This window comes from Arthrobacter sp. Y3223065, from assembly GCF_059090885.1.
Genome location: NZ_JBNHGC010000001.1, coordinates 944,821 through 961,057, shown reverse-complemented (window position 1 = coordinate 961,057; position 16,237 = coordinate 944,821). Strand labels below are relative to the sequence as shown.

Annotated in this window: 12 protein-coding genes; 8 read left to right on the top strand and 4 right to left on the bottom strand. The window is 69.0% G+C overall.

Annotation, left to right across the window (positions count from 1 at the left end):
• Positions 1–4 precede the first annotated feature (4 nt).
• The 3 genes from AC5RUK_RS04435 to AC5RUK_RS04425 all read left to right on the top strand — a co-directional run bounded on the left by AC5RUK_RS04435 (position 5) and on the right by AC5RUK_RS04425 (position 4,183).
• Positions 5–1,360 (top strand): MFS transporter, encoded by a 1,356-nt coding sequence (locus tag AC5RUK_RS04435; protein ID WP_494108705.1) that lies wholly within the window; start codon positions 5–7, stop codon positions 1,358–1,360.
• Between the two features lie 95 nt (positions 1,361–1,455).
• The gene (locus tag AC5RUK_RS04430) at positions 1,456–2,658 is read left to right on the top strand and encodes a DUF4192 domain-containing protein (RefSeq protein WP_494151479.1); all 1,203 of its coding nucleotides are present in this window, start codon (positions 1,456–1,458) and stop codon (positions 2,656–2,658) included.
• 250 nt (positions 2,659–2,908) lie between these two features.
• Complete coding sequence (locus AC5RUK_RS04425) at positions 2,909–4,183, top strand: RNA polymerase sigma factor (protein WP_494108707.1); 1,275 nt, start codon at positions 2,909–2,911, stop codon at positions 4,181–4,183.
• A 241-nt stretch (positions 4,184–4,424) separates the two neighbouring features.
• Here AC5RUK_RS04425 and AC5RUK_RS04420 read toward each other — a convergent pair whose 3' ends face one another.
• Positions 4,425–4,646 carry a DUF7455 domain-containing protein gene (locus AC5RUK_RS04420; RefSeq protein WP_493987436.1) on the bottom strand — a complete coding sequence of 74 codons (222 nt, stop codon included), beginning with the start codon at positions 4,644–4,646 and terminating at the stop codon, positions 4,425–4,427.
• A gap of 250 nt (positions 4,647–4,896) precedes the next feature.
• Here AC5RUK_RS04420 and AC5RUK_RS04415 point away from each other — a divergent pair, with 250 nt between their 5' ends.
• The gene (locus AC5RUK_RS04415; RefSeq protein WP_494108708.1) at positions 4,897–7,008 is read left to right on the top strand and encodes a DNA gyrase/topoisomerase IV subunit B; all 2,112 of its coding nucleotides are present in this window, start codon (positions 4,897–4,899) and stop codon (positions 7,006–7,008) included.
• Here AC5RUK_RS04415 and AC5RUK_RS04410 read toward each other — a convergent pair.
• Positions 7,005–7,979, bottom strand: a complete 975-nt coding sequence (locus tag AC5RUK_RS04410; protein WP_493987434.1) for a M56 family metallopeptidase — start codon at positions 7,977–7,979, stop codon at positions 7,005–7,007. The genes AC5RUK_RS04415 and AC5RUK_RS04410 overlap by 4 nt on opposite strands.
• A gap of 5 nt (positions 7,980–7,984) precedes the next feature.
• A complete protein-coding gene (locus AC5RUK_RS04405; protein ID WP_493987433.1) occupies positions 7,985–8,374 on the bottom strand; it encodes a BlaI/MecI/CopY family transcriptional regulator in 390 nt (129 codons plus the stop codon).
• 191 nt (positions 8,375–8,565) lie between these two features.
• On the opposite strand from AC5RUK_RS04405, the gene AC5RUK_RS04400 reads away from it, so the two are divergent.
• Genes AC5RUK_RS04400 through AC5RUK_RS04385 form a run of 4 tightly spaced genes read left to right on the top strand, consistent with a single transcriptional unit; the run spans position 8,566 to position 15,626 of the window.
• Complete coding sequence (locus tag AC5RUK_RS04400; RefSeq protein WP_494151478.1) at positions 8,566–10,191, top strand: cytochrome ubiquinol oxidase subunit I; 1,626 nt, start codon at positions 8,566–8,568, stop codon at positions 10,189–10,191.
• A 32-nt stretch (positions 10,192–10,223) separates the two neighbouring features.
• The gene (gene cydB, locus AC5RUK_RS04395) at positions 10,224–11,243 is read left to right on the top strand and encodes a cytochrome d ubiquinol oxidase subunit II (RefSeq protein ID WP_494151477.1); all 1,020 of its coding nucleotides are present in this window, start codon (positions 10,224–10,226) and stop codon (positions 11,241–11,243) included.
• Between the two features lie 5 nt (positions 11,244–11,248).
• Positions 11,249–14,638, top strand: coding sequence for a thiol reductant ABC exporter subunit CydD (gene cydD / locus AC5RUK_RS04390; protein WP_494151476.1), 3,390 nt, complete (start codon positions 11,249–11,251; stop codon positions 14,636–14,638).
• Between the two features lie 4 nt (positions 14,639–14,642).
• Positions 14,643–15,626: a GNAT family N-acetyltransferase gene (locus tag AC5RUK_RS04385; protein WP_494151475.1), complete on the top strand. Its 984-nt coding sequence runs from the start codon at positions 14,643–14,645 to the stop codon at positions 15,624–15,626.
• A gap of 88 nt (positions 15,627–15,714) precedes the next feature.
• Here AC5RUK_RS04385 and AC5RUK_RS04380 read toward each other — a convergent pair whose 3' ends face one another.
• Positions 15,715–16,233: a DinB family protein gene (locus AC5RUK_RS04380; RefSeq protein WP_494151474.1), complete on the bottom strand. Its 519-nt coding sequence runs from the start codon at positions 16,231–16,233 to the stop codon at positions 15,715–15,717.
• Positions 16,234–16,237: the final 4 nt, after the last annotated feature.

The window sequence follows — 16,237 nt, the reverse complement described above, 5'->3', positions numbered from 1 at the left end:
AGCAATGGATTCGCGGCGGGCTTGGTGGGTGTGGGGGAGCGGGATATTCGCCTACTTGGTGGCGATCACCCAGCGGACAACCTTTGGCGTAGCAGGCCTGCAGGCCACTGAGCGCTTTGATGCCACCGCCGCCGCGTTGTCGACGTTCACCGTGCTTCAACTGGTGGTTTACGCGGGGTTGCAGATACCCGTGGGCCTGATGGTGGACAAGTACGGGCCGCGGATGATGGTGGCCGGAGGAGCCGTGCTGATGCTGGCCGGGCAAACCGCATTGGCTTTCGCGTCCTCGGTTCCCGAAGGGCTGGCCGGACGCGTCCTGGTCGGTGCCGGCGATGCCATGACCTTCGTGTCCGTGCTGCGGTTGCTGCCCAGTTGGTTCAGCGGGAAGCGGATACCGCTGCTGACCCAGTTGACCGGCCAGCTGGGTCAGATCGGCCAGCTGATCAGCGTCATCCCTTTCGTGGCCATCCTCAACCTTGCGGGTTGGACGCCGGCGTTCCTCTCCGTTGCCGCGCTCTCGGCGGTGGCCTTCGTCCTTGCCCTCGCGGTGGTCCGCAACGAGCCGGGCCAACAGCGGAAGGCCCCGCAGCCGAGCTTGCGCCAGACCGGGGCGTCGTTGGCCGAGGCGTGGCGGGAACCGGGTACGAGACTGGGACTGTGGACTCATTTCACGCTCCAGTTCCCCGCGAACGTATTCATGCTCATGTGGGGCTACCCGTTCCTGGTCTCGGCCCAGGGCCTGACGCCGACGGAAGCCTCGGTGCTGATGACGGCCGCGGTCCTTACCTCCTTCGTCGCCGGCCCGTTGCTGGGACGCTGGGTCGGCCGGCATCCCCTGAGGCGCTCCACCATGGTTCTGCTGATCGTTGCGGCAATGTCGGCGGCCTGGCTGTGCGTGCTGGTTTACCCCGGCCCTGCCCCGTATTGGCTGCTTCTGCTGCTGGTCATGGCCGTGTCCGTCGGGGGACCGGGGTCCATGATCGGCTTCGACTTCGCCCGGACCTTCAATCCGCTCAGCCGTGCCGGAACGGCAACCGGGATCGTCAACGTCGGCGGTTTTATCTCGGCGCTGCTGGTAATGCTCGGCATGGGCGTCGTCCTTGACGCCCTGCTGGCCAGCGGGTTCTCCCAGGGAGACCTGTACGCGCTGGACTCCTTCAAGCTGGCCTTCAGCCTCCAGTTCCTGTTCCTGATCGCGGGCACGCTGGCGATGCTGGCCGTGCGCAAACGAGTGCGTACCCGGATGTCGCACGGAGGGATCACCGTGCCGCCGCTGCGTGACGCGCTGGCACGGGAGCGCCGCCGGCGGCGCGAACGGATCCGGGAACGCAGGGGGAACGGCGGAACCCGGGGCGGTTGAGCACCCTCCCTCCACAAGGCCTTCGCCAGGGCCACCGTCCACAGCGGCGACCCGTCGGCTAGCGGCCGGGCCGGCCGCAGCGGAAGGCTCCTGTCATGGAGAAGAAGAAGTTCACCGCCCGCCAGCCCGTCGACGTCCTAGGTTTCGTGCCGCATGCGCTGGGATTCCTTCCCGCCGACAGCGTGGTGCTGCTGGCCCTTTCCCGGGGCCGCCTGGGCGCGACGCTCCGCCTGGACCTCCCCACCAGCGAGGACAGCTGCCACCTCGAGCTGTTTACCGACACAGCGGCGGACTATCTGCGCTCCGATGAGGACGCCGACTCCGCGCTGCTGATTCTCTACACGGACCACCCCTGGCGTTCGCCGGACCGGCCGCCTCACGCCCGACTCGTAGCCTGCCTCGGCCGTTCCTTGTCCGCCGCCGGACTGCCGGTGCGCGGGGGCTGGACGGTGGGCCCGCAGCACTGGCGCGAGCTTTACTGCGGCGACATCGGATGCTGCCCGATGCCCGGGCGGCCGGTGTCACAGATCCGGGACAGCGCGTTGAACGCCGAACTCGTCTACAGCGGCAGCACCTATGCGGCATCCGCGGCGGAGGCCGCCGAAGCGCCGTCACCGGCAACGTCCGCGGCACCCGCTGCGGCGGCCGGGATACAGCAGGAGGCGGATCGGCTGGCCGAGGGGCGCGCGGGAGGGTGGACCCATCCGGCCTTCTACTTCCATACCCTCTGCCGCTGGGAGCATTCCCTGGCCGCGCACCGGGCCGGAACCGTCACGGCGGAAGCACAGGCATTCCTGCTCGCAAGCCTGACCGACAACGCGGTCCGGGATGGCGTTGCCATCTTCGCCTGCAGCAGCCCCGAGACCGCGTACCGGTGGGCGGATGCGTCCGGCCTCCTCCAGGACACGGATGGGGCGACCGACGCGGTGCCGCCCACGGAGCCATTGTCCGGATCCGGCGATCCTGCGGCGGCCCGGGGCTGGTCAAGGATCTTGATCGGCGACTCGCCCCACGCTCCGGACTGGGATCGCGTGGACGCCACGGCCCACCTGCTCCAACACCTGCACGCCGTCGGAACGGGGCGCTCCCGCGCCGCCGCCGGCACGCTGCATGCCTGGATCGAATGGGCACGGGGGCGCGGTTCGCATGCGCATCAACGGGCGGAAGCCTGCCTGCGCGAATTGCCTGGCTACCGGCTTGCGGAACTGGTGCAGGAACTGGCGGGCAGCGGAATGCTGCCGGTGTGGGCGCGCCGGCGGGAGACGGCCTGGCCGGGCCGGAGGCACCTGGCGGCATGACCGCGGCGTCCGCGATGGTCGAAAACCAGTTCATCCGGCGGTCTGAATCGTGAGACAATGGGAACCGAGACCCGGTTGGGTTCGTGTTTCAAACAGCGGTAGTTCCTGCGGGAATACCGTCGCCGCGGAACAGGTTATGCCTTGCAGACCCTGCGTCCGTGGTTTGGTTTGAAGTCATTCACGGACTTGACAGGGTCATAGTGGTGTTACCCGCAGGTAGCGTCACAGACCGCCGTACGAAAGGTTCTCTGTGTCACCGGACAAGAAGACTGCTGCAGCTCCCGATGAGGAGACTGCTGCCTCCGCTCCGAAAAAGTCCGCGACGACCAAGCGCGCGGGCGCCCAGTCAGCGGCAGCGGCGGAAGCTGCTCCCAAACGGCGCGGCCGCAAGCCCGGTGCCGCTGCCAAAAAGGATGAGGCGAACACCGCCGGGCTGGCTACGGAAGAAGTCGACGAGGATCCCGAAGCTGAGCCGGAGCCCACGGAGGAAGATGTAGAAGCCGCCGAGGAAACCGGCGCCAAGAAGGGCAAGGAAGGCGAGACCGGTTCCGGGTTTGTTTACTCGGACGCCGACGACGACGACGCCCCCGCCCAGCAGGTAGTCTCCGCCGGCGCCACCGCAGACCCGGTCAAGGACTACCTGAAGCAGATCGGCAAGGTCGCCCTGCTGAACGCCGAGCAGGAAGTCGACCTCGCCCTGCGGATCGAGGCCGGTCTCTTCGCCGAAGAGAAGCTGGCCAAGGACGACGGCACCATGGAGACGCGCCTGCGACGCGACCTGGAGCAAATTGTCCACGACGGCAAGCGCGCCAAGAACCACCTGCTGGAAGCCAACCTGCGCCTGGTGGTCTCGCTGGCCAAGCGCTACACCGGCCGCGGCATGCTGTTCCTGGATCTGATCCAGGAAGGCAACCTGGGCCTGATCCGCGCCGTCGAGAAGTTCGACTACACCAAGGGCTTCAAGTTCTCCACCTACGCAACCTGGTGGATCCGGCAGGCCATCACCCGCGCCATGGCGGACCAGGCCCGCACGATCCGCATCCCGGTGCACATGGTGGAAGTCATCAACAAGCTGGCCCGCGTGCAGCGCCAAATGCTCCAGGACCTGGGCCGCGAGCCGACTCCCGAAGAGCTGGCCAAGGAACTGGACATGACGCCGGAAAAGGTCGTCGAGGTCCAGAAGTATGGGCGCGAGCCGATCTCGCTGCACACGCCGCTGGGCGAAGACGGCGACTCGGAGTTCGGCGACCTGATCGAAGACTCCGAAGCCGTGGTTCCCGCCGACGCGGTCAGCTTCACCTTGCTGCAGGAGCAGCTCCACTCGGTGCTGGACACACTGTCCGAGCGCGAAGCCGGCGTGGTGGCCATGCGCTTCGGGCTGACCGACGGCCAGCCGAAGACTTTAGACGAAATCGGCAAGGTCTACGGCGTCACCCGTGAACGCATCCGCCAGATCGAATCCAAGACCATGTCCAAGCTGCGGCACCCGTCGCGGTCGCAGGTACTGCGCGACTACCTGGACTGATATCCGACTGCGCAGCAGGGCCGGCACCCGCGGGGGCCGGCCCTGCTGCGTTAACCGGGGGGCACGGGAAGGGGAGAGAGCCCGCGCCGTATCCAGGCCCGTATGCGCCGGCGGAAACGCCTTCGGAAACGCCAAGGGCGCCGTTCCCCTTGCGGGGAACGGCGCCCTTTGATCGGGGTACCGCGCGGACCTGTCGGACCGCACCGGGGACGGGCTGCGGCTGCAGCTGTTCCCGGAGAACCTATTCGGCGGCGGCGCCGGCCTTTTCGGTCAGCCGGCCGGTCTCGTCCTGCCATTCCGAGGCCTTGGAGCGAAGCTGCGGCTCATGCTGCCGGGCATGGTGCCCGCAGAAGAGGAGTTCGCCGCCGGAGGAGGCCAGGACAGCCCGTACATAGGCTTGGGCGCCACACCGGTCGCATCGGTCCAATGCGGTCAGTTCACGGGGGGCTACTGCTGTTGTCATGATGACCTCCTTACGAGTGCGTCTATCCATAGAACCATCCGAAGCGCGTAAATCTTCGCAAGATGGGGCAACTTTCGCTCACCGCGTATCACGTGTCGGTAACAGCCGGGAGCTGCGTCACATGCCACCGTGCGCCCCGGCGCGGTGCACAAGCCCGCCCGCAAAGGGGATTAGCCTAGTAACGGTCCGTTATTCGCGGCGGGCCGCGGCCAAGGACCGCAGTTCTGTCTGCCAAGGAGCACTCGTACACGTGGCGCCAACGAAGTCTGAGTACACAGCACGCCATCTTTCCGTCCTGGAAGGGCTGGAAGCCGTCCGCAAAAGGCCGGGCATGTACATCGGGTCCACCGATTCCCGCGGGTTGATGCACTGCCTCTGGGAAATCATCGACAACTCCGTCGACGAGGCGCTGGCCGGCTACGGGCAGAGCATCAAAATCACGCTGCACCCGGACGGATCGGTGGAGATCCACGACGACGGCCGCGGCATCCCGGTGGACATCGAACCAAAAACCGGCTTGAGCGGCGTCGAAGTGGTGTTCACCAAGCTGCACGCCGGCGGCAAATTCGGCGGCGGCTCGTATACCGCCTCCGGCGGCCTGCACGGCGTCGGCGCCAGCGTGGTCAACGCCCTGTCGTCCCGCCTGGATGTCCAGGTGGACCGCGGCGGCAAGACATACCAAATGTCCTTCCGCCGCGGCGAGCCGGGCAAGTTCATCGACACGGCCCGGGGGCCGGGCCCGGAGTCCACGTTCGAGCCGTTCGTCACCGGCTCCAAACTGGAAGTGGTCGGTACCGCCAAGCGCGGCGTCACCGGCACGCGCATCAGGTACTGGGGCGACAGGCAGATCTTTACCCCGGACGCCAAATTCTCCTACGAAGAGCTGCAGAACCGGGCCCGGCAGACCTCGTTCCTGGTGCCGGGGCTGAAGATCACGCTGCGCGACGCGCGCAAAATGGCCGGCACCCCCGGCGGGGACGGCCCGATCGAGGAAGTGTTCCACCACGACGGCGGCATTGCCGAGTTCGTCGAGTACCTGGCCAACGACAGCGCCGTCACGGATGTCTGGCGCTTCCACGGCTCCGGCAAGTTCAAGGAAACCGTTCCGGTACTCGACGAAAACGGTCACAGCAAGATTGCCGAGGTCGACCGCGACTGCGAGGTGGACGTGGCCTTGCGCTGGGGCATCGGCTACGACACCACGGTCCGTTCCTACGTCAACATCATTGCCACTCCCAAGGGCGGCACGCACCAGACCGGCTTCGAACAGGCGCTCCTGAAGACCTTCCGCAAGGTGATCGAGGCCAACGCGCGCAAGCTCAAGGCCGGCAGCGACAAGATCGAAAAGGACGACGTCTTCGCCGGCCTGACCGCGGTGCTCACCGTCCGCCTGGCCGAGCCGCAGTTCGAAGGCCAGACCAAGGAGATCCTGGGCACCTCCGCCGTACGCGCCATCGTGTCCCGGGTGGTGGAGAAGGAGCTGTCCGCCAAGCTGGCGTCCTCGAACCGCGGGGACAAGGCCCAATCCGCGCTGCTGCTGGAAAAGGTCGTCAGCGAGATGAAATCCCGCATTTCGGCCCGCGTCCACAAGGAGACGCAGCGGCGCAAGAATGCGCTGGAGACCTCATCCATGCCGGCAAAGCTGATCGACTGCCGCACCAACGAAGTCGAACGCACCGAGCTGTTCATCGTCGAGGGCGACAGCGCTTTGGGCACGGCGCGGCTGGCCCGCTCTTCGGACCATCAGGCGCTGCTGCCCATCCGCGGCAAGATCCTTAACGTGCAGAAGGCCTCGGTGGGCGACATGCTCTCCAACGCCGAATGCGCGGCCATCATCCAGGTGGTCGGGGCCGGGTCGGGACGCAGCTTCCAACTGGACGCCGCCCGCTACGGCAAGGTCGTGCTCATGACGGATGCCGACGTCGACGGCGCGCACATCCGCACGCTGCTGCTGACGCTCTTCTTCCGCTACATGCGCCCCCTGGTCGACGCCGGACGCGTCTTCGCCGCCGTGCCGCCGCTGCACCGCGTGGAGATCATCAATCATGGCGCCAAGGCCAACGAGGTGGTGTACACCTACTCGGAGAACGAACTCCACAAACTGCTCGCCACGCTGGAGCAGGACGGCAGGAAGTACAAGGAGCCGATCCAGCGCTACAAGGGCCTGGGCGAAATGGACGCCGACCAGCTGGCCGAGACCACCATGGAGCCTCGCCACCGAACCTTGCGCAGGGTGCGGATCGAGGACGCCGAAGCCGCCGAGCGCGCCTTCGACCTGCTGATGGGTTCCGACGTGGCCCCGCGCAAGGAGTTCATCGTGGCCGGCGCCTCGATGCTGGACCGGGAACGGATCGACGCCTAGGCCGCCAGCCCGGGTGCCACCAGCAGGGCGGTCGGCACCGCCAGCAGCAATGCCGCGGCCAGCAGCACCGCGGCCCGGGCTGCCCCGCTGAGGGCCGGAACAGGGGAGAGCAGCCGCCGGAGCCGGTGTGCGGTGACAAGGGTTTCCGCCTCGGCGGCGCCGAGCAAAGCCTTCGCGGGGTCGCCGATGCCGGCGGCCGGGCCCGCCGTGGCCGCCGGCCGCTCACCGGCGGCGACGACGGCGATCGCCCGCACCAGTGTCCCGCGGTCCGACGTCTTCAGGGCATGGTCGTCTGCGAGCATCTCGATCAGCTCGTTCACGGCCGTCCTGGCCAGCTTCGACGTGGGGAGCCAGGGCAGGGCCGCCCGCCAGGCGGCGAAGGCCCACAGCAGCAGGTCGTGGCGCTGTTCCAGATGCGCCTTTTCATGCGTCATGACGGCGTGCAGTTCGTCCGGCGAGAGCAACTCGAGCAGGCCGTTCGAGAGCACCGTGACCGAGCCGCCGCCGCCCGGCAGGCAGTAGGCCACCGGCGCCGGATGGTTGATCACCAAGGTGCGCGGGGAGTCCTCGGACGGGGAGCTGAGCAGGTTCAGCAGGTCGCGGTGCCGGCCGCGCTGCTTGCGGATCTTGTAGTAGGTCAGCAGCAGCGTGAAGACCAAATGGACGGAGAGCAGCAGGGCGGCGCTGAGCGCGAACACGTGCACCAGGTCAAGGCCCGTGTCCGCGCTGTCGTCAAGCAAAAGGCCGGTCAGTCCACGGAGGCCCGCCAGCAGGTGTTCGCCCAGTGGTTCCAGGCCCCACGTCAGCATCGCCCCGATCATGGACAGGCCGCCGGCCAAGGCGATGGCCTGCCAAAGCACCAGCGCCGTCCCGGGACTGCGGGCTGTCCAGCGTGCCCGAGAGAGCAGGATGGGAGCCGGCCACGCCAAAATGACCGCCATGGCGGCCAGCAGATAGGAGGCCAGGAACATTCAGCTCAGTCGGAAGAGAGGATCTTGCGCAGGGTTTCGGCTTCCTCGTCGCTGACCGTGCCGATGAACCGGGCCAGGACGGCCTCGCGGTCCGGGGCCGAGCCCAAGACTTCGTGCATCAGCTCCACGGTGTGCTCTTCGCGGCTCGTTACTGCCCGGTAGCGATGGGGGCGGATGTCGCGGCCGCGCTGGACCAGTCCCTTCTTCTCAAGCCGGGACAGGACCGTCAGCACCGTCGTGACGGCCAACTCCTTGCCATCCGCTCCGTCCGCGGAGACCTGTGCCAAAGTGTCGCGCAGCTCATTGGCCGTCAGGCCGGCTTCAGCAGGATCGGCGGCGTTCTGGGACCACAGCACGTCCATGACCGCCCGTTCCAAATCTCCGAGAGTAGCCATCTGGTTCCTTTTCGTCTCTTTAACGTCGCATCGACGGCGCGCAGAACCTTTCCGCGACCGTGCTCTTGGTCTCTAATTTACCGTCTTTCGCCCAAATGTTCTACAGTTCGTAGAAGATTAAGTTCTACGGCTTGTAGAAAAGGTTTCCGGAGCTGTCCGGATACCCAGTTCAGTCCGGGGAGGCAATGGCAATGGAAGCACTGGAAATCGCGCGGTGGCAGTTCGGTATCACGACTGTTTACCACTTCCTCATGGTGCCGCTGACCATTGGCCTCGGGCTGCTCGTCGCGATCATGCACACGGCCTGGTACCGCACCGGCAAGGACCAGTACCTGAGGATGACCAAGTTCTGGGGCAAATTGTTCCTGATCAACTTCATCATGGGTGTGGCCACCGGCCTGGTCCAGGAGTTCCAGTTCGGCATGGCCTGGAGCGAGTACAGCCGCTTCGTCGGCGACGTCTTCGGCGCGCCGCTGGCCATGGAGGCGCTGCTCGCGTTCTTCGTGGAGTCCATCTTCCTGGGGTTGTGGATTTTCGGCTGGGGCCGGCTGCCCAAAGCGGTGCACCTGCTCAGCATTTGGGGCGCCTCGCTGGCCACCGTCTGTTCGGCCTACTTCATCCTGGCCGCGAACTCCTGGATGCAGCATCCGGTCGGCGTTGAAATGGTCGACGGGCGGCCGGTGATGGTGGACGTCTGGGCGGTGCTGACCAACAACACCCTGCTGGTGGCTTTCCCGCACACAATCTTCGGCGCCACCTCGGTCGCCGGCGGTTTCCTGCTGGGCATCAGCTGGTACCACCTGTGGAAGCGCCGCCGCGACGGCATCGACACCGTAGGCCCGGACGGCACGGTGGTCGTGGGATCGGATCCGGCACGCGGCAGGGATGCGGCCGACCACAAGGTCTGGCTCCGCTCGCTGCGGATCGGCGCGGTCGTCGCCGTCGTCTCCTTCGCCGGCGTGTCCCTCACCGGGGACCTGCAGGCCAAACTGATGTTCCAGCAACAGCCCATGAAGATGGCGGCGGCGGAGGCCGCCTGCCACGACGGGACCGGCTTCTCCATCCTGACGGTCGGCGACCTCGGCTCCAACGACTGCGACGACATGGTCGCCGTGGTGGAGTTGCCCGGACTGCTCTCCTTCATGGCCAACGGCGACTTCGACACCGAGATCCGGGGCATCAACAGCCTGCTGCCGGAGTACCAGGAGCGCTTCGGGACGCACCTGCCCGACAACCCGATCTACGGCGAGCGAGCCGGCAGCGAAATCGACTACGTGCCGGTCATGGAAGTCACGTACTGGGGCTTCCGGATGATGATTACCTTCGGCATGTTGGCAGCCGCGGCCGCCGCCGTCGCCCTGTGGGTGGTGCGCAAGGGCACCGTGCCCGAATCGAAGTGGCTGATGCGGCTGGCCGTGCTCGGAATCCTTGCCCCGTTCGGCGCCAACTCGGCCGGCTGGATCTTCACGGAGATGGGCCGCCAACCGTTCGTCGTCGCACCCAACCCGGACCCCGACGGCATCGACAACGTCTTCATGTTCACGGCCGCGGCCGTGTCGCCGGGCGTCTCGCTGGGGGAGCTGATTTTCTCGCTGAGCGCCTTCACCCTGGTCTACGGCTCACTGCTGGTGGTGGAAGTGAAGCTGCTCGCTGCCTACTGCCGCGGCGGTGTGCCCGCGGCGATGCCCGAACTGCTGCACGCAACCTCCGCGGATGGCCCGGGCAAGGACGACGGCGGCGACGGCACCGGCAAGGACGGAGACGGAAACAACGGCGACGGCAAAGACACCGATGATGTGCTCGCCTTCGCGTACTGAACCGGCTCCTACGGATCGATAAGGACGGCAACATGGAAACCCTGCCCACCATCTGGTTCATTGTCATCGCCTTCTTCTGGACCGGGTACCTGTTCCTGGAGGGATTCGACCTCGGCGTCGGCATGATGATGCGCGGCTTCGCCCGGAACAACACGGAGCGCCGCGTGCTGCTCAACACCATCGGCCCGGTCTGGGACGGCAACGAAGTCTGGCTGGTCACCGCGGGCGCCGCCACGTTTGCGGCTTTCCCCGAGTGGTACGCCGCCCTGTTCTCCGGCCTGTACCTCCCGCTGGTGCTGGTGCTGCTGGCCCTGATCTTCCGCGCCGTCGGCATCGAATACCGCGGCAAGGTGGACACCGATCGGTGGCGGGCCCGCTGGGACTGGGCGATCGCGCTGGGCTCCTTGATCGCGGCCTTCGGCGTCGGCGCCATGCTCGCCCTGACCACCACCGGCCTGCCGCTCAACGCCAACGGCGACCGCGTGGGCGGACCGTTCGCCTGGTTCAACGGCTATGCGGTGCTCGGCGGGCTGGCAGTGGTCGGCTTCAGCCTGGTGCACGCGGCGGCGTTCCTGGCGTTGAAGACCGACGGCGGGATCCGGTTGCGGGCCAAGGCGCTGGTCCTGCGCTGGCTGCCGGTAGCGCTGCTGCCGATGGCCGCCTGGGCGGCCGTGTTGGTGCTGCGCCACGGCAAGGCGCTGACGGTGGCGACGCTGCTGGTCGCCGCCCTCGGTGCGGCGGCGGCCTGGCTGCTGGCCAAGGCGGGGCGGGACGGACTCTCCTTCGCCGGGCTCGGCATCTTCGTAGTCGCCGGGACGGCAACCATCTTCACCGCGGTGTTCCCCACCGTGCTGCCCTCGACCGTCGACGAGGCATTCAGCCTGACGGTGGGTTCGGCGTCGTCCTCGGACTACACGCTGGGCGTGATGAGCGTGGTGGCGTTGTTCGGCATCCCGGCGGTGCTGGTCTACCAGGGCTACACCTACTGGGTGTTCCGCAAGCGCGTGAGCGCATCCGCCATCCCCGCAGCACACGCCGTCACCGCACAGTGAAGCCGATGCTTCCGGCGGGCGCCGCCGGCAAACGTGCGCTCTACCTGTTGGGGCTGGCCGCGGCCGTCAAGGCCGGCGGCTTGGTGATGCTCGCCTCGGCGGTGGCCGCCGGGGTGGCGGGCGTGGCGGCCGGGACTTTCAGCTGGGATACGGTGCTGCTGCCCGGCGCGCTCGGCGCCGTACTGCGCGCGGCCGCGGCGTGGGGCCAGGACGTCGCGGCGCAGCGGGCGGCGGCCGGGGTCAAGGAGGACCTGCGCGCCCGGCTCGCTGCGCGGATCCTGCACGACGGCGGCGGCTCCCCGGCCGGGGGCGACGGCTCCGCCCTGGGTGAGGGCGCCCTGAGCGTGCTGGCCACCCGGGGACTGGACAACCTGGACGACTATTACACCAAGTACCTGCCGGCGCTGGTGACCTGCGCCACGGTGCCCCTGCTGGTGGGGCTGCGCATCCTGGCCGCTGACTGGGTGAGCGCGCTGATCGTGGTGCTCACCCTGCCGCTGGTGCCGGTCTTCATGATCCTGATCGGCAAGCACACCGAAGACCGGACCAAACAGGCCGCCGCGGCTTTGGACCGCCTGTCCGACCACCTGCTGGAACTGGCCCGCGGACTCCCGGTCCTGGTCGGGCTGGGCCGGGCTGCCGCACAGACCAAAGCCCTGGGCGATGTCGCCCGCGCCTACCGGGAGCGGACCCTGGCCACCCTGCGGGTCGCCTTCCTGTCCTCACTGGCACTGGAACTGATCGCCACCATCTCCGTGGCCGTGGTGGCGGTGTTCGTGGGCATCCGGCTCGTCTACGGCGAAATGGACCTGGAAGCCGGACTGCTGGCCCTGATCCTGGCTCCGGAGTGTTTCCAGCCGCTGCGCGACCTCGGCTCGGCGCATCACGCGAGCGAAGACGGCCTGGAAGCCCTCGAACGCAGCAAGGCCGTGCTGGACGCGCCGCCCGGCCGGCCGCTGGTCCCCGCTTCGGACGCCGGGCATCGGTCCGGGGCCGCCGGCAGGGAAGCGCCCCAGCTGCGGGTCGCGGGGCTGGCCGCCGCCTACCCGGGCCGCGGCCAGGTGCTGGAAGGGCTGGATTTCACGGCACCGGCCGGCCGCATCACCGCCCTGTCCGGACCAAGCGGGGGCGGCAAGACCACGGTGCTGGAGATCCTGGCCGGCCTGCGCCGGGACGGGGCCGGCATCCACCTGGCCGGCCAGGTGTCCGGCGTCGACCGCGGCCGGATCGCGTGGATCCCGCAGCACCCGGTTCCCTCCGAAGCCACCGCGGCCGAAGAGGTGGCCCTGTATGCGGGGCTGGCAGGACCGGCCGGGCGTGCTACGGCGGAGGAAGCGCTGGCGCGGGTCAATGCCGCCGGCTTGGCGGACGCGGACACCGGCGACCTCAGCCCGGGAGAGCTGCGCCGCGTGGCCGTGGCACGGGCCTTGGCCCGGATCGAACATGTCCCCGGTGTGGACGTGCTGCTGGCCGATGAACCCACCGCACACGTGGATGAGCGCAGCGCCCGCGCGATCGAGGCCGCGCTGGACGGGCTCCGCGGCCGGGTGACCACGGTGCTGGTGGCACACGACCCGGACACGGCGGCGCTCGCCGACCACGTGGTGCCGGTGATGCCGGCGCCCGGGGGAGTTCCTGCCGCCGCGGCGCGTACCGGCGGTCCGCGGCCCGCGGCACCGGAGGCCGAACGCGGCGGGCCCGCGCCCGAAGCCACAGCAGGCTCCCGAACGGAAACGCCGGGGGAGGGCGCCGCCGGCGCCGGACCCGGCCTCTGGCGGCAGGCGGCGCTGCTGCGGCCGTGGAGCCCCCGCTTCCTGGCGGCGTTGTGCTTTGGCCTCGGCGCAGCGCTCTTCGCCGTCGCGCTGGCGGGCCTGTCCGGCTGGCTGATTGTCTATGCCAGCGAGCAACCGCCCATCCTGTACCTGATGACCTCCATCGTCGGCGTCCGGTTCTTCGGGATCGGACGCTCGGTCCTGCGCTACCAGGAGCGGCTGAAGCTGCACGACGCCGTCTTCGAAAGCACCGACCGGCTGCGGATCCGGCTGTGGAACGGGCTGCTGCAGCGGCCGGCGGCGTGGCGGCGGCTGGCCCGCGGCGGCGGCGCCCTGGAACGGCTGGTCGGAGATGTGGACGAACTGCGGGACATTGCGCCCCGCGCCGTCTTCGCCCCGCTGGTGGGCCTGCTGGTGGCCGCCGCGTCCTGCGTGGCCACGGCCCTGCTGATGCCCGCGGCCCTGGGGTGGCAGCTGCTGCTCTCGGGGATCTGCGTGGTGGGTGCCCCCGCCGTGACGCGCTGGGCCGACCGCCACGCCCAGGCAACGAACGTGCGGGTCAAGGGCAGGTCGCTGAACGCTTTCACGCGGCTGCTGGCGGCAGCGCCGGACCTGGCCGCAAACACGGCGGCCGAGCCGCTGCTGCAGCGGGCCCGCCGCCTGGACCGGGAAGCCACCGCCGCCGTGCAGCGCAGCGCCTGGGCGCAGGGCCTGGGACATGCCCTGACCGTGCTGGCCTGTTCCCTGTCCGCGGTGGTGATGATCGGTTCCGCCGGTGGCACAGTGCCGGGAGCGGCCGCCGTCGTCGTCCTGATGCAGTTGGCGCTGGCGGAACCGTTCATGGCGGTGAACACCGCCGTGCAGCAATGGGGCGCCTGGCGCGAGGCCGGTGCGCGCGTCATGCCGGAGCTGGGCACCAGCGGCGTGGGTCCGGAGGGCGAAACCCGGCGCGAAGCCCCGGTCGAGACGTTGGAACTGCGCAACGTTTCCTACCGGTACCCGGGCGCCGGCCACGACGCTTTCACCGGAGTGGACCTGCGGGTGGAGCGCGGACAATGGCTGGCGGTCACCGGCCCTTCGGGCAGCGGGAAGTCCACGCTGCTCGGGGTGCTGCTGGGCTTCCTGCCGCCGGCATCCGGCCACTACCTGGTCAACGGGATGGCCGGCGGGGCGCCGCGGTCCGCCATCGCGTGGATGCCGCAGGAGGCGCACCTGTTCAACTCAACGCTCCGAGCCAATCTCCTGCTGGCCCGCCCGGCCACGGACGCGCCGTCCGAAGAGGAGATGTGCTCGGCGCTCACAGCCGTGGGGCTGGGCGGATTCCTGGCCGGACTGCCGCACGGGCTGGGCACCCGGATCGGCCCGGGCGGGCACTTCCTCTCCGGCGGCCAGCGGCAGCGGCTCGCCGTGGCCCGGGCGCTGCTGGCCGACTCGGACGTGGTGCTGCTGGATGAACCGACCGCGCACTTGGACCGTGAGGCGGCGGACGCGTTGCTGGCCGACCTGCGCCGCGGGCTCGCCGGCAAAGCAGTGGTCATGGTGACCCATGACGAGCGGCAAGCCGCCTGGTGCGAGCACCGGCTGCGTCTGGCTACCGGCAGCTACGCCGCTGCCCTAAGCTGAGGCAATGACCGATCCCGACCTGCCGGACTTTCCCGGCGGAGTCCTGCGCTGGCGCCCCATGTCCGCCTCGGACATCGAGGGCTGGCACCAGTTGATCCGCCGCATGGCCGCCGTGGACCAGCCGGTCTGGGTCGAGACGACGGCGGACCTGGCGGAGGCGTTCGACGACCCCGCCAACGACCCGGCGCAGACCACGGCCATCGGCGTGGACGCAGACGGAACGGTCCGTGCCGTGGGGCGGGTCTACGCAAACGCCGGCTCCGCGGCGGCCCACACCTGGGGCGGCGTCGACCCGGAATGGCGCCGCCGCGGCATCGGCAGGGCGCTCTACGACTGGCAGGCCGAGTGCCAACGTCGCCGGTTCAGCGCGGCCGGCATCGCCGGCGGTGTCCTGCGGACCAGCACCGAAGAACGGGACCCGGCGCACAACGCGCTGATGGCCGCCGTGGGCGCCACGGTGGTGCGCTACTTCACCGAGATGACCCGGCCGCTGGAGACGATTCCGGAAGCACCGCTGGCCGAGGGGTTCGCGTTCGTCGACCTGGACCCGGAGGACAGCGAGGCCGTGAGGCTCGCCCACAACGAGGCCTTTGCGGACCACTGGGGCAGCGAGCCCAGGGACGAGCGCCGGTGGAACACCCTGGTGAGGCATCCGCAAACCAAGCCGGAGTGGAGCATGTCGGTGGTGGAGGCCTCGTCAGGCGAGACGGTGGCCTACCAGGTGGCCAGCTTCGACCCCGAGTACAAGCTGCAGTCAGGGTACGACGAAGGGTTCACCAATCTCCTCGGCGTCCGCAGGCCATGGCGCGGCCGCGGGCTGGCCCAGGCGCTGCTGGCCGAAGCGATGCGCCGGTTCAGGGCCGGCGGGATGGCACACGCCGGCCTGGGTGTGGACACGCAAAATCCCAGCGGGGCACTCGCGCTCTACACCCGGATGGGCTACGTGCCCACCCAGCGCTACCTGGACTATGAACTGCCGCTGACCTGACGCGGGCAGCGGACTGCGCCCCGGCGTCGGGCGCCGCGCGGGCAAGGCGGACTGCGCCCCGGCGTCGGGCGCCGCGGCCGGCCGTCGGCTACGCCCCGACGTCGTGCAGGTGATGCATGACGTCGTGCAGGAAGTAGCTGCCGAGCGTGGTGACCGTGAAAGCCGAACCGTTGCTGCGCCTGCCGCCCCGGTCCCATTCGGCCGGGGTCACCGCATTGAAGCCGGCGGCCACCTCCGCCGCTGCCGCCGCCAGTTCCTGGGCCACGGCGAGCGGGTCCTGGCTGCCGTAACGCCCCTCCACGGCCGCGGCGTTCTGGTCCCAGTCGGCAAACTCCGGGTTGTCCTGGCTGAGCATCAGCTCCAGCCGGGCATCGAACACCCGGCAGACATCACGCACGTGGGCGGCGTACTCCAGCATCGACCACGTCGAGTCGTTGGGGCGGACGTGGACGCCGGGCTCCGCCAGGGCCGCCTGCCAGCGGGGCACCGTGGCCAGCACCGCCGGTCCGACCCGGTCCGGCGTGACGCCGGCCGGGTCGAAGCCGCATTCGGGGCAGGGCCGCTCGGTGACCCACGTCCAGTCCTTGGTGTCGGGGATGATCGCCATGCAG